This window comes from Psychrilyobacter sp., from assembly GCF_037132775.1.
In the GTDB taxonomy this organism is placed as follows: Bacteria; Fusobacteriota; Fusobacteriia; order Fusobacteriales; family Fusobacteriaceae; genus Psychrilyobacter.
The window spans coordinates 1-14,138 of the sequence record NZ_JBAHZY010000096.1; the positions used below are offsets into that span (position 1 = coordinate 1).

Sequence of the window (14,138 nt, forward strand, 5' to 3'; positions counted from 1 at the left end):
GTTGATAGGTTGGGGGTGTAAGGGCTGTGAAGTCTTTAGCTGACCAATACTAATATGACGAACACTTAACCTAAAGCAAAATTGATTTAGAATGAAAGAGTTAATTTAGAAAAACATTATTATATAGTTTTGAATGTTTAATAACAATTAAATATTTATAGTTCAGTGGCTCAATTGGTAGAGTAACGGTCTCCAACACCTTGGGTTTAGGGTTAGAGTCCCTACTGAACTGCCATAAGAAATTTTATCCGAATATTTTATTTGGATTTTTTTGTTTACAAAAAAAATACCCTACACTTGGCCGAGATCTTTTTTTTATGATTACATATTTTACAGGGAATATAACCATTTTTTTTAGCTATGTCTAATGGAAGTTTAATCATAGTATCATTATAATATTTACAGTTTTTGGTATGATATTTTTTTGAGTGAGAGGAGGCAAAGACATGGGTTATCTTATTATTCTTTAAATCATTCTGAATTTTTTCTATTAAAATTTCTTTATTTTTCGCTGCAACTTCATCTTTTTCATTGATTGTTTCATGAGAATTCTTTGTTTTAGATCCTTTGAATAAAAAAAGAATAAGAATAACTCCAATTAACAGGTAAATTCCAATCATAGTTTATCACGCTCCTTGTATTATAAAAAAATATTATTCTATTACAAGTATGCTATATTATTTCAGGAAAGCCAAATTTTTTATGAAGTCTAAGACTATTTGTTGTTTTTTAAAAAATATTGTGGTATAGTATCCTCAAATAAAAAAATATAATTTCTTAATATGGAAGGAAGTTTCTACAAGTTGCCGTAAATGACTTACCATGATATTAATATTTTTTGATATCCAGATCAGTTAATTTCTAAACTAAGATGAAAATACAACTAATGGAGGATTGACATGAAGTACAAAACAAAGGTGTTGAAAAAATTAAACAAATCGAGAGTCAACAAATAGTCCTAAGTCTGCATTGAAATAAGTGTATACTTAGGATTTTTATTTTAAGGGGGTTCTATGAAAACAGATATTCAAATTGCACAGGAAGCTAAAATATTAAATATTAAAGAAATTGCAGCGAAGATAAATTTATCGGAAGACGACTACGACCAATATGGAAAATATAAAGCAAAATTAAATTTAGAGATATTGAAAAAAAATAGTGATAAAAAAGATGGGAAATTGATATTAGTAACAGCAATTACCCCTACACCAGCAGGAGAAGGGAAATCTACAGTTACTGTAGGTTTGACTCAGGCTATGAATAAGTTAGGAAAAAAATCTATAGCAGCTCTTAGAGAACCATCTCTTGGTCCTGTATTTGGAATGAAAGGAGGAGCTACTGGTGGTGGACATTCACAGGTGATTCCAATGGAAGACATAAATTTACACTTTACAGGAGACCTTCATGCAATCGGAGCATCCCATAACCTTATCTCGGCGTGTATAGATAACCATATAAAGCATGGAAACAAACTGGATATAGATGTGACTAAGATAGCTTTTAAAAGAGTTATGGATATGAATGATAGATCCCTTAGAAATATAATAATTGGAATAGGTGGAATTGCCAATGGAATCCCAAGAGAAAACTCATTTCAAATAACAGTAGCTTCTGAAATAATGGCTATCCTTTGTTTATCAGAATCTATAATGGATCTAAAAAATAGAATCAGTAAGATAGTATTTGGATTTGATAGAGTAGGGAAACCATTAAAAGTAAGTGATCTAAAGATAGAAGGTGCAATAGCTGCTCTCCTAAAGGAAGCGATTAAACCAAACTTAGTTCAAACACTAGAAAATACTCCTGTAATAATCCATGGTGGACCATTTGCAAATATAGCTCACGGATGTAACTCATTATTAGCTACTAAGATGGCACTTAAATTGTCTGATTATACAATAACGGAAGCAGGATTTGCAGCAGATTTAGGAGCAGAAAAGTTCTTTGATATAAAATGTAGAAAGGGTGGGTTAAACCCTAGTGCTGTAGTTATTGTAGCCACAGTAAAAGCTCTTAAGTTACATGGTGGAATGAATTCTAAAGACTTGAAAAATGAAAGTGTAGAAGCTTTAGCGAAAGGAATAGAAAATTTAGATAAGCATATAGAAAACATGAAAAACTTTGGACTTCCAGTAGTAGTAGCTATAAACAAATTTGTTACAGATACTGAAGCTGAATTAAACTTTATTAAAGCTCATTGTGAAGCACTAGATGTACCTGTAGCTCTATGTGATGTATGGGCTAATGGTGGAGATGGTGGAATAGAATTAGCAAAATTAGTGATAAATGAAATAGAAACTAAGGAAAATAAGTTTGAATATCTTTATAAAACTGAAGATACTATAGAAAATAAAATTGAAAAAATTGTAAAATATATATATGGTGGAGATGGAGTAATATATACTGCTAAAGCCAAAAAAATGATAAAGACATTAAATGAATATGGATATGATAAATTGCCAATCTGTATGTCTAAAACTCAAAAATCGATCTCAGATAACCCTAAATTAATGGGAAGACCAAGTGGATTTGACGTTACAATAAATGAATTAAGATTATCAGCTGGAGCAGGATTTATAGTAGCAATGGCTGGAAGTATCTTAGATATGCCAGGATTACCAAAAGTACCTTCAGCAGAATTGATCGATATAGATGAAGATGGAGTAATCTCTGGATTATTTTAAAAAAATTAAATAAACTTATATATACCCATAATATGGTTGGGAGTCTCTACGGTTTGCCTTAAATGAACCGCTATAAGTAAATGAAAGTACTTGGTTAAATCCTAGGGCTATTTTTACTTATTAAAAATAGTTCTAGGATTTTTTTGTTAAAAAAGAAATTATATTTATTCGTAAAAATTAGGAGGAGTCATGAATCGTCGTGTCTATGTAGAAAAAAAAGAAAATTTTGCTATGGAAGCTAAAAAGATAAAGGCTGAACTAAAGGAAAATTTAAATTTAGTTAATTTAGAAAAGGTCAGAATAATAAATATATATGATCTTTTCAATGTGAAAAAAGATGAAGTATCTACAATAAAAGAAGTGGTGCTTTCAGAAACTGTAGTAGATTATACCTACGATACTTTAGATTTAGAGGGTGAAAATTATTTAGCTGTTGAATTTTTACCTGGTCAATTTGATCAGAGAGCTGACTCAGCTATCCAATGTATAAATTTAATTTGTGAAGAGAGTAGAGAAATATCGGTAAAAACAGGAAAACTGCTTATATTTTTGGGGGAGCTCTCACCTGAAGATATGAAAAAAATAAAAAAATATTATATAAATGAAGTTGAAATGAGGGAAAAAGATCTATCTAGCATGGCTGAAGATGAGATAACCCTCCCAGAGGAAGTGAAGCTCCATGAAGGATTTAACTCTTACTCAGAGGTCGAATTAGAAAAATTCAGGAAATCTTCTAGTTTAGCCATGACTACAGCTGATATAGTGCATATTCAAAAATATTTTAAAGATGAAGAGAGGAGAAATCCCAGTGAAACTGAAATAAAAGTATTGGATACTTACTGGTCGGATCACTGCAGGCATACTACCTTTGAAACAATATTAGAAAAAATCACTTTACCAAAGGGAAGATTTGAAGAAACTTTACAGAAAACATTTAATGAATACCTTGAAAGTAGAAGGGATGCCCATGGGGAAAGAATAAAGGAAAAACCCATGACACTCATGGATATGGCTACAATATCAGCTAGGGAAATGAGAAAAAATGGTCTTTTAGATGATTTGGAAATTTCAGAAGAGATAAATGCATGTTCTGTATACATAGATGTGGATATAGAAAAAGATGGGGAAAAAAAGATGGAAAAATGGCTATTAATGTTTAAAAATGAAACTCATAATCATCCTACTGAGATTGAACCATTTGGAGGTGCTTCTACTTGTATCGGAGGAGCAATAAGAGATCCATTATCTGGAAGATCATATATATATCAGGCTATTAGGGTTACAGGATCGGCAAACCCCTTGGAAAAATTAGAGGAGACTCTACCGGGGAAACTATCACAAAGAAAAATAACTACCGGTGCAGCACACGGATATTCATCTTATGGTAATCAGATAGGTGTGGCGACATCCCATGTAACTGAGATCTATCACGAAGGATATAAAGCTAAAAGGATGGAAGTGGGAGCCGTAGTAGCCGCTACTCCAGCAAGTAATGTACGCCGTGAAACTCCTAGCCCTGGAGATAAGATAATCTTATTGGGAGGGAAAACTGGTAGAGATGGATGTGGAGGAGCTACTGGTTCATCCAAGGAACATTATATCAATTCGATAACTACCTGCTCAGCTGAGGTTCAAAAAGGAAATGCTCCAGAAGAGAGAAAGATCCAAAAATTATTTAGGAATCCAGAGGTAACTAGGTTGATTAAAAAGTGTAATGATTTTGGTGCCGGGGGAGTATCGGTAGCAATTGGAGAACTAGCTGATGGATTAATAATAAATTTGGATAAGGTACCGGTAAAATACAAGGGATTGAATGGTACGGAACTTGCTATCTCTGAATCTCAAGAGAGGATGGCAGTAGTAGTAGAAGATAAAGATGTAGAAAAATTCTTAGAATTATCTGACATTGAAAACTTAGAGGCGGTAGAAGTAGCAATAGTTACAGAGGAAAAAAGATTGATAATTAATTGGAAAGGAAATTCTATAGTAGATCTCAGTCGTGACTTCTTGGATACCAATGGTGTCACTGGATATATGGATATAGAAATAGAAACACCTGATTCAGAAAGCCCAATGGAGACTACTGGCATTCCAGGAGCAACACTGGAAGAAAAAGTTATGAACAGGATAAGTTCACTCAATGTAAGTTCTCAGAAGGGACTTATGGAGATGTTTGATTCAACAATTGGAGCAGGGACGGTACTCATGCCATTTGGTGGAAAATATCAGCTTACTCCTACAGAAGGATCAGTTCATAAGATACCACTACTAGAGGGAACGACAGATACAGCATCTGCTATAACCTGGGGATATAACCCATTAATTACTAAATGGTCACCGTATCATGGTGGAGCCTATGCAGTAGTAGAATCACTGGCTAAGATAGTAGCTATGGGTGGAGATTATAGAGGTGTAAGATTATCATTCCAAGAGTACTTTGAAAAATTAGGGGATAACCCTAAAAAATGGGGTAAGCCATTTGCAGCTTTACTGGGAACACAGTATATAATGAAAAATTTCAATATTCCTGCTATTGGCGGGAAGGACAGTATGAGTGGAAGTTTTGATGATATAGATGTACCACCTACATTGATCTCTTTTGGAGTAACTAAGGTTCTGGCTTCTAATGTGATTTCTCCAGAATTAAAGGGTAGCGGAAATAATTTATATCTAATCAAACACAATATAAATGAGGACCTCATGCCTAACTTAGAGGGGTTAAAGGCTAACTTTGAATATATTCATGAAAATATAAAAAATAAGAAGATCATCTCTGCTATGACAGTTAAAGGCGGAGGAATAGTGGAAGCTATCTCTAAGATGAGTTTTGGGAATATGATAGGAGCTAAAATTTCAATAAAAGAAGATAAATTATTTGTAATGGGGTATGGATCTATCCTAGTAGAAACTCCTCATATTTTAGAAGGTAAAAATGCTATATTAATAGGAGAAACGATCTCATCGAAAGAATTAATTATAAATGATAAAAGAATTAAATTAGATGAATTACTAGCTAAGTGGAAGGGAACTTTAAATGGAATATTCCCTGAAATAGTAGAAGAAAATTCAATTGAAAGTGAAAATTTAGAAATTAAAAATTATGAGAAAAAAGAGCTTATAAAACCAAAACAAAGAATAGAAAATCCAAGGGTATTTGTACCAGCTTTTCCTGGAACTAACTGTGAATATGATTCTATGAAAGCCTTTGCTAAGGAAGGTGCATTACCATTTACAATGACATTTAGAAACTTAACTATGGATCATATTATTAAATCAATAGATGAGATGGCAGATCATATAGAAAACTGTGAAATCTTAATGTTGCCAGGAGGATTTTCAGCAGGAGATGAACCAGAAGGATCAGCTAAATTTATAGCAACTATCCTTAGAAATGAAAAAATAAACGCAGCAGTAGAGAGATTATTAGGTAGAGATGGATTAATTCTAGGAATATGTAATGGATTCCAAGCTCTTGTAAAATCAGGATTATTACCTAATGGAATAATCGGAGACATAGATGAAAATTCTCCTACATTAACTTACAACGACATTAATAGACATATATCAAAAATTGTAACAACTAAGGTTGTATCGAATAATTCACCTTGGCTGAGTGATATTGCAGTGGGATCAAAACATCGGATAGCTGTATCCCACGGGGAAGGAAAATTTGTTGTAGGAGAGGAAAAATTAAAGGAATTAATAGAGAATGGTCAGATAGCCACTCAATATGTAAACTTAGATGGAAATCCAACTAATCATGGAGAATATAATCCAAATGGATCTGTCTATGCCATTGAGGGAATAACTTCTAAAGATGGAAAGATTTTCGGTAAGATGGGACATTCAGAGAGAACAGGAGAAAATTTATATAAAAATATTCTGGGAGACAAGGAACAGAATATTTTTAGAAATGGTGTGAATTATTTTAGGAATAGATAATTATGTTAGATTTCGTATCTGCCATAGGTGTATATATTGAATAGAAGAAAGATGATGTTAAAATAATTTTTTTTGAGATAAAAGGAGACTAATTTATGAAGGTGGCTATTATATTTGGAAGTAAATCGGATACAGATGTGATGAAAGGAGCAGCAAATTGCTTGAGAGAGTTTGGGATTGAATTTGAAGCACATGTATTATCAGCTCACAGGGTACCAGAAAAATTAGTGGAAACAATAAAGAGATTAGAAATGGAAGATACGCAAGCAATAATTGCGGGAGCAGGATTAGCAGCACATCTTCCAGGAGTAATAGCTTCGAAAACAATATTACCGGTTGTAGGAGTACCAATCAGAGCAGCACTAGATGGAATGGATGCGTTATTATCAATTGTACAGATGCCAAAATCTATACCGGTTGCCACAGTTGGAATCAATAATTCCTACAATGCAGGGATGTTAGTGGTACAGATATTAGCATTGAAATATCCAGAGATAAAAGAAAAATTAATTGTTTTTAGAAAAAATATGAAGAAGAATTTCATTGCAGATAATGAGAGTGGAGTAGAACTATAAAAAAAAGTTGTTAACTAGTACAATAAAAAAATAATTTAAATAAATCGGAGGATGAAGATGGAAAAAAGAGAATTTATATATGAAGGTAAAGCTAAACAAATATATGCTACAGATAATGATAACTTGGTAATCATCCATTATAAAGACGATGCTACTGCTGGAAATGGGGAGAAAAAGGGGACAATCGCCAACAAGGGAATGATAAATAATGAGATTACAACAATCTTATTTGAAAATTTAGAAAAAAATGGGATCAAAACTCATTTTAAAGAAAAATTAAATGATAGAGATCAGTTATGTGAAAAGCTAGAAATATTTCCATTGGAGGTAATAGTAAGAAATATAATAGCTGGATCTATGGCAAAAAGGTTAGGAATTGAAGAGGGAACTAAACCTACAAATACTATCTTTGAACTATGCTATAAAAATGACGCATATGGTGACCCTCTTATCAATGATCACCATGCAGTAGCCATGGGGTTAGCTACATACGACGAATTGAAAAATATCTATGAGATCACTGCAAAAATCAATACCTTGTTATTAAAAGCTTTTGGAGATGAAGGAGTTGATCTGGTAGATTTCAAAATTGAATTTGGAAAAAATGCTGCTGGAGAGATAGTTTTAGCCGATGAAATTTCTCCGGATACTTGCAGATTATGGGATAAAGTTACAGGTGAAAAACTTGATAAAGATAGATTTAGAAGAGATTTGGGTAGTATAGAAGAAGCATACATCGAGATATTAAAAAGATTAGGAGCAAAATAATGGTTGTATATAATGAATCAGAGAAGATGGAAGAAGAATGTGGGGTATTCGGAATATATTCTAGGGAAAATAAAAAAGATATAGCAGGGCTGATCTACTATGGATTGTGTGCACTACAACACAGGGGACAAGAAAGTGCCGGAATGAGTATCTCTAAGGACGAGAAAATTCAAACTTTTAAAGGAATGGGACTTGTTTCAGAAGTGTTTTCAGAAACAATTTTAAAAGAAACTGTTGGAAATATAGGAATAGGTCATGTGAGATATTCTACAGCAGGGGGTTCGTGTGAGAAAAATGCTCAACCCTTACAAAGTCATTGTAAATTAGGAGATATAGCTATAGCTCATAATGGGAATCTTATAAACCCTAAGATAATCAGGGAATTATTGGAAGATGCAGGGGTAGTGTTCCAAACTACTACCGACTCAGAAGTAATCTTAAATATGATTGCAAGAAGATCTAAAAATGGTCTAAAATCAACATTGGTAGATACTATATCAGCTATAAAAGGTTCTTTTGCCTTAGTGATAGCTGTCCAAAATAAATTAATCGGGATAAGAGATCCCTATGGGATTAGACCACTCTGTATGGGTAAGTTGGAGGATGGAAGTATTGTATTGGCATCTGAATCATGTGCTTTGGATTCTGTAGGAGCAGAATTAATCAGAGATATAAATGCAGGTGAAATAGTAATAATAGATGAAAATGGTGTAGAAGCTATCAACTATAACGAACGCTCTCACAAGGCTCCTTGCGCCTTTGAACATATTTATTTTGCCAGACCAGATTCTGTGATAGACGGGTTAGATGTATATAAAACTAGGTATGAAACAGGGGTAAAACTCTGGGAACAGGGGAAGGTAGAGGCGGATATCGTAATAGGTGTTCCAGACTCTGGACTGCCAGCAGCTCAAGGATATGCAATAGCTTCAGGAATACCATTTGTGACTGGATTAGTGAAAAATAAATATATTGGAAGGACATTTATAAAACCATCTCAAGAACTTCGTGAAAGAGCTGTAAGGGTAAAATTAAATCCAATTAGATCTATAATAGAGGGGAAAAGAGTTGTAGTAATAGATGATTCATTGGTTCGTGGGACTACAAGTAAAAAATTAATCGAGATGCTAAGGGGAGCGGGAGCTACAGAGGTTCATTTTAGATCTGCCAGTCCGGCAGTGATGCATCCTTGTTATTTTGGTGTAGATATAGCATATAGAAAAGAACTTTTAGCTGCAGATATGTCTGTCGATGAGATATGTAAATATATCGATGCAGATAGTTTGGATTTTTTATCTCAACATAATTTAATGGATACCTTGGGAAGTGAAAGTTTCTGTATGGGATGTTTTGGCGGGATATATCCGATGTCTACAGTAGCAAATATGTGATCATCAAATATTTTTATAAATTTTATTTTCATATTACATTGTGTAATTTTATAATATCATCAAAAATAAAGGAACATAGATCAGAGATTAAATCTGTGTAATCTGTGTCAAAAAGGGAGTGTAGAGATGTCAACAATTTCATATAAAGATGCAGGGGTAAACAAGGAAGAGGGGTACAAGTCAGTAGGGCTTATGAAGGATTTAGTAAAGAAAACACATAATAAAAATGTACTTACCGGCTTAGGTAGCTTTGGTGCGATGTATCAATTGGGACAGATGAAAGATCCAATATTGGTATCTGGAACAGATGGCGTGGGAACTAAATTGGAGATAGCATTTAAAACTAAAACCTATGATACTGTAGGAATTGATTGTGTAGCCATGTGTGTAAACGATGTACTGTGTCATGGAGCTAAACCGTTATTTTTCTTGGATTATATGGCTTGCGGGAAGTTAGATGCAAATGTCGCGGCGACACTTGTGAGTGGGATAACGACAGGATGTCTACAGTCTGATGCAGCACTGGTTGGTGGAGAAACAGCAGAGATGCCAGGATTTTATAAGGATGGAGACTATGATATAGCTGGATTTACAGTAGGAGTAGTCGAAAAAGAAGACCTTATAGATGGATCAAAGATAGAAGAGGGAAATACAATCATAGCATTACCATCATCAGGGGTGCATAGCAATGGGTTTTCATTGGTAAGAAAATTAGTAACAGACTATGATGTTAAATATGGTGACAAAACAATAGGAGAGGAACTCCTTACTCCTACAAGAATATATGTGAAACCTATATTAGAACTTATTAAAAAGCATAGTATAAACGGTTTGGCTCACATTACTGGTGGGGGAATAATTGAAAATTTACCCAGAGTAATACCTGCAGGATTAGAAGCTGTTGTGGATAAATCAGCAATAAAGATACTGCCTATCTTTAAACATCTAATGTCATTGGGAGTAAATGAATCTGAGATGTGGGGAACATTTAATATGGGAGTTGGATTTGTAATAATAGCTGATTCTAGTGAAAAAGATGCAATAATTAAAACTTTGGAAGAATTAGGAGAAGCTCCTTATGAGATTGGAACTATATCTAAGGGAGATAATGGAATATGTTTAAGATAGTAGTTTTGATATCTGGAGGTGGAAGTAACCTGCAATCTATAATAGATACTGTTTCTACCTCAAAAGTAGGATATGAGATCTCCTGTGTTATAGCAGATAGGGAATGTTATGGAATTGAAAGAGCTCAAAATAACCATATAGAAACAAAAATATTTGATAGAAAGATATTAAAAAAAGATATATCTAAAAAAATAGATGAATATTTAGGAGATGGAATAGATCTAATAGTTTTAGCAGGGTTTTTATCTATACTGGATGAAGAATTTATAAATAACAGGAGGGGCAGGATAATAAATATCCATCCATCCCTTCTGCCTAAATTTGGCGGACCTGGAATGTTTGGGATGAGAATTCACCGGGCAGTTATAGAGGCCAAAGAATATGAATCTGGTTGTACAGTTCACTATGTGGATGCAGGTGTAGATACTGGTGAAGTAATTGAACAAAACAGGGTAAAGGTAGAAGCAGAAGATACCGAGGAAACTTTACAGAAAAAAGTGTTGGTAGAAGAACATAAGTTGTTGCCAAAGGCTATTGAGCAGGTATTAGATAAATTAAAGTAAATTTGAAATAAAAATTTGTAAAGAACATATAGGAGGATATATAAGTGAAAAGAGCATTAATATCAGTTTTTGATAAAACAGGAATAGTGGAATTTACAAATTTTTTAATAGCACAAGGGGTGGAGATAATCTCTACAGGTGGGACATATAGACATCTGAAGGGAAATAATATAGCAGTATTAGATGTAGCAGAAGTAACCCAGGCAGAAGAGATGCTAGACGGAAGGGTAAAAACTTTACATCCAATTATTCATGGTGGTATTTTGGCTGTTAGAGACAATGAAAATCATATGAAAACTTTGAACGAAAGAAACATAAGTACAATAGATATGGTAATAGTTAATTTATACCCATTCTTTAAAGAGGTACAAAATGATATCTCATTTGAAGCCAAGGTAGAGTTTATCGATATTGGAGGGCCTACAATGCTCAGATCTGCCGCTAAATCATTTAAAGATGTAGTAGTAATTTCTAATACCTCTGATTATAATGTTGTAAAGAAAGAGATGGAAATTGGGAAGGTAACTTTTGAAACTAAGAAGAGATTGGCGGGGAAAGTATTTAACTTGACATCAGCTTATGATGCAGCTATTTCTAATTTCTTGTTAGAGGGAGAGATGCCAAAATACTTGAGTACATCATATGTTAAGATGATGGATCTAAGATATGGTGAAAACCCACATCAAAAATCTGCTTACTATGTTTCTACAACTGAAAATGGAGCTATGAAAGATTTTGAACAATTAAATGGAAAGGAATTATCTTTTAATAATATAAGAGATATGGATGTAGCATGGAAGGTAGCCAATGAATTTGAAGTCCCTGCATGTTGTGGGCTAAAACATTCAACACCTTGTGGGGTAGGAATTGCAGAGAATGTCTACGATGCATATATGAAAGCTTATAATTGTGACCCTATCTCTATATTTGGTGGGATAGTAGCATTGAATAATAAGGTAGACAGTAAAACTGCTGAAGAATTAAAGAAAACATTTTTAGAGATAGTAATAGCTCCTGATTTTACAGAGGAAGCATTGACGATATTAAAGAGAAAGAAGAATTTAAGGATCATAAAAACAGATCAAAAACCGTGTGATAAGATAGACTATGTAAAGGTAGATGGTGGAATTTTAGTGCAGGATAGAGATATAGCATTTTCTGATAATTTTAAAGTAGTAACTGAAAAATCTCCTACAGCATCGGAAATGACAGATTTAGTGTTTGGAATGAAGGTAGTAAAACATGTGAAATCCAATGCCATAGTAGTTGTAAAAGATGGGATGGCTAAGGGAATAGGAACTGGAGAAACCAATAGAATATGGGCTACTAAACAAGCCATTGAAAGAGCAGGAGATGGTGCAATCTTGGCCTCAGATGCATTTTTCCCATTTAGAGATGTAGTAGATGCATGTGCAGAATCAAAAATTGGTGCAATAGTTCAGCCTGGTGGATCTATGAGGGATCAAGAATCTATAGATGCATGTAATGAACATGGGATATCTATGGTATTCACAGGGATAAGACATTTTCAACATTGATCCCCTCCCCCCTCGTAGGGAAAGACAAAGCTAGACTATGGAGAGTGCCAAAAGGGAGAGAGAGTAGGGATTGAAAATATAAGAATAAAGGAGTGAATTATGAAAATTTTAATTATAGGTAGTGGCGGTCGTGAACATGCTATTGCATGGAAATTTGCTCAAAATAATAAGGTAGAAAAAATATATGTAGCACCGGGGAATGCTGGGACTGAATTACTTGATAGATGTGAGAATGTAGTTCTATCTGATATTGAAGAGATGGTAGAATTTGCCTCAAAGAATAAGGTAGGACTTACCATGGTGGGATCTGAGGAGCTATTAGTAGAAGGAATAGTAGATAAATTTGAAGAAAAAGGATTGACTGTCTTTGGGCCGGATAAAAAATCTGCAATTCTAGAGGGAAGTAAGGCATACTCCAAAGATTTTATGAAGAAATACGGGGTAAAAACAGCTGCCTATGAGGTTTTTACTGATTATGATAATGCTATAAAATATCTGGATAAGATAGAATATCCCACTGTGGTAAAAGCCAGTGGTTTAGCTGCAGGAAAGGGCGTAATTATAGCTCAAAATAAAGGTGAAGCAGTGGAAGCCGTGAAAGATATGTTATTAGATAATAAATTTAAACAAGCTGGTGCTGAAATAGTTATAGAGGAATTTCTCGAAGGTGTGGAAGCTTCGATCCTATCTATTACAGATGGTAATACCATAGTGCCGTTTATATCTGCTAAAGATCATAAAAAAATAGGTGAAGGTGAAACAGGATTAAATACAGGTGGAATGGGAGTAATAGCTCCTAATCCATATGTAACAGCTGAAATAATGAAAGAATTTATCGATAGCATTATGACTCCGACCTTAGAGGGGTTAAAGGCAGAAAAGATGAAATTTAACGGAGTTATATTCTTCGGACTGATGATAACGGAAAAAGGGATATATTCATTGGAGTATAATATGAGATTGGGAGATCCTGAAACTCAAGCTGTATTACCGTTGATGGAGAATGATTTTTTAGAAATTATAGAGATGTGTATAGATGGGGATTTAGATAAAGTTGAGATGAGTTGGAAGGAAGCTTTTGCCTGCTGTGTTGTGGGAGTGTCTGGAGGATATCCCGAAAGTTATAAAAAGGGATATGAGATAACTGGTCTTTCAAATGTAGATGATCTGGTATTTATTGCAGGGGCTAAATTGGAGGTGGATAAACTCTTAACTAGTGGTGGACGTGTAATAAATATAGTGAGTTTAGGAGAAAAATTAGAAACAGCTTGTAAAAATACATATAGTTCTATAGATAAAATAAATTTTGAGGGCCTGTATTGCAGGAGAGACATTGGAAAGATAAATAAGTAAAAAGGGAGAGCTTTCAAATAGCTCTCCCTTTTTATTAGCAGCAGTTGGGCGTATACCAAATTTAGTGTAAATTAATTTTAACCTTCTTAGTTGATAGAGTATAATCTATTAAACTGAGGAGGTTTTTATGGTTAAGAAAAGAAGAAGAAGAGAGGTAGATCCATTAATTGCTGAAATTATGGATAAATATAATATT

General features: G+C 33.8%; 10 protein-coding genes, 1 tRNA gene and 2 riboswitches. Of the genes, 10 read left to right on the top strand and 1 reads right to left on the bottom strand.

Annotated features, from left to right (window positions below; all coding sequences use genetic code 11):
* Positions 1-159: 159 nt before the first annotated feature.
* Positions 160-235, top strand: a tRNA-Trp gene (locus V5784_RS06355).
* Positions 236-275: 40 nt separating this feature from the next.
* Here the strand turns inward: V5784_RS06355 and V5784_RS06360 are convergent.
* Positions 276-620, bottom strand: coding sequence for a hypothetical protein (locus tag V5784_RS06360; protein WP_336888196.1), 345 nt, complete (start codon positions 618-620; stop codon positions 276-278).
* A gap of 125 nt (positions 621-745) precedes the next feature.
* Positions 746-843, top strand: a riboswitch (purine riboswitch).
* Between the two features lie 170 nt (positions 844-1,013).
* Here V5784_RS06360 and V5784_RS06365 point away from each other — a divergent pair.
* The 9 genes from V5784_RS06365 (at position 1,014) to purD (ending at position 13,942) form a co-directional block, all read left to right on the top strand.
* A complete protein-coding gene (locus V5784_RS06365; RefSeq protein ID WP_336888197.1) occupies positions 1,014-2,684 on the top strand; it encodes a formate--tetrahydrofolate ligase in 1,671 nt (556 codons plus the stop codon).
* A riboswitch (purine riboswitch) is annotated at positions 2,680-2,777 on the top strand. It overlaps the preceding gene by 5 nt.
* Positions 2,778-2,873: 96 nt before the next feature.
* A complete protein-coding gene (locus tag V5784_RS06370) occupies positions 2,874-6,626 on the top strand; it encodes a phosphoribosylformylglycinamidine synthase (protein ID WP_336888198.1) in 3,753 nt (1,250 codons plus the stop codon).
* Between the two features lie 95 nt (positions 6,627-6,721).
* Entirely contained in the window at positions 6,722-7,201 is a 480-nt protein-coding gene (gene purE / locus V5784_RS06375; protein ID WP_336888199.1) for a 5-(carboxyamino)imidazole ribonucleotide mutase, read from the top strand.
* A 57-nt stretch (positions 7,202-7,258) separates the two neighbouring features.
* Positions 7,259-7,969, top strand: a complete 711-nt coding sequence (gene purC / locus V5784_RS06380; protein ID WP_336888200.1) for a phosphoribosylaminoimidazolesuccinocarboxamide synthase — start codon at positions 7,259-7,261, stop codon at positions 7,967-7,969.
* Positions 7,969-9,360 (top strand): amidophosphoribosyltransferase, encoded by a 1,392-nt coding sequence (gene purF, locus V5784_RS06385; protein WP_336888201.1) that lies wholly within the window; start codon positions 7,969-7,971, stop codon positions 9,358-9,360. The genes purC and purF overlap by 1 nt, the downstream gene beginning before the upstream one ends.
* A gap of 126 nt (positions 9,361-9,486) precedes the next feature.
* Positions 9,487-10,488, top strand: a complete 1,002-nt coding sequence (gene purM, locus V5784_RS06390; RefSeq protein ID WP_336888202.1) for a phosphoribosylformylglycinamidine cyclo-ligase — start codon at positions 9,487-9,489, stop codon at positions 10,486-10,488.
* A complete protein-coding gene (gene purN, locus V5784_RS06395) occupies positions 10,476-11,051 on the top strand; it encodes a phosphoribosylglycinamide formyltransferase (protein WP_336888203.1) in 576 nt (191 codons plus the stop codon). The genes purM and purN overlap by 13 nt, the downstream gene beginning before the upstream one ends.
* A 44-nt stretch (positions 11,052-11,095) precedes the next feature.
* Positions 11,096-12,589: a bifunctional phosphoribosylaminoimidazolecarboxamide formyltransferase/IMP cyclohydrolase gene (gene purH, locus V5784_RS06400; protein WP_336888204.1), complete on the top strand. Its 1,494-nt coding sequence runs from the start codon at positions 11,096-11,098 to the stop codon at positions 12,587-12,589.
* A gap of 99 nt (positions 12,590-12,688) precedes the next feature.
* Complete coding sequence (gene purD / locus V5784_RS06405; RefSeq protein ID WP_336888205.1) at positions 12,689-13,942, top strand: phosphoribosylamine--glycine ligase; 1,254 nt, start codon at positions 12,689-12,691, stop codon at positions 13,940-13,942.
* Positions 13,943-14,138 lie beyond the last annotated feature (196 nt).

What these genes read in the sequence shown, in the direction of transcription:
- V5784_RS06360 (WP_336888196.1), bottom strand. Translation starts at nt 620, where the DNA reads ATGATTGGAATTTACCTGTTAATTGGAGTTATTCTTATTCTTTTTTTA.
- V5784_RS06365 (WP_336888197.1), top strand. Translation starts at nt 1,014, where the DNA reads ATGAAAACAGATATTCAAATTGCACAGGAAGCTAAAATATTAAATATT.
- V5784_RS06370 (WP_336888198.1), top strand. Translation starts at nt 2,874, where the DNA reads ATGAATCGTCGTGTCTATGTAGAAAAAAAAGAAAATTTTGCTATGGAA.
- purE (WP_336888199.1), top strand. Translation starts at nt 6,722, where the DNA reads ATGAAGGTGGCTATTATATTTGGAAGTAAATCGGATACAGATGTGATG.
- purC (WP_336888200.1), top strand. Translation starts at nt 7,259, where the DNA reads ATGGAAAAAAGAGAATTTATATATGAAGGTAAAGCTAAACAAATATAT.
- purF (WP_336888201.1), top strand. Translation starts at nt 7,969, where the DNA reads ATGGTTGTATATAATGAATCAGAGAAGATGGAAGAAGAATGTGGGGTA.
- purM (WP_336888202.1), top strand. Translation starts at nt 9,487, where the DNA reads ATGTCAACAATTTCATATAAAGATGCAGGGGTAAACAAGGAAGAGGGG.
- purN (WP_336888203.1), top strand. Translation starts at nt 10,476, where the DNA reads ATGTTTAAGATAGTAGTTTTGATATCTGGAGGTGGAAGTAACCTGCAA.
- purD (WP_336888205.1), top strand. Translation starts at nt 12,689, where the DNA reads ATGAAAATTTTAATTATAGGTAGTGGCGGTCGTGAACATGCTATTGCA.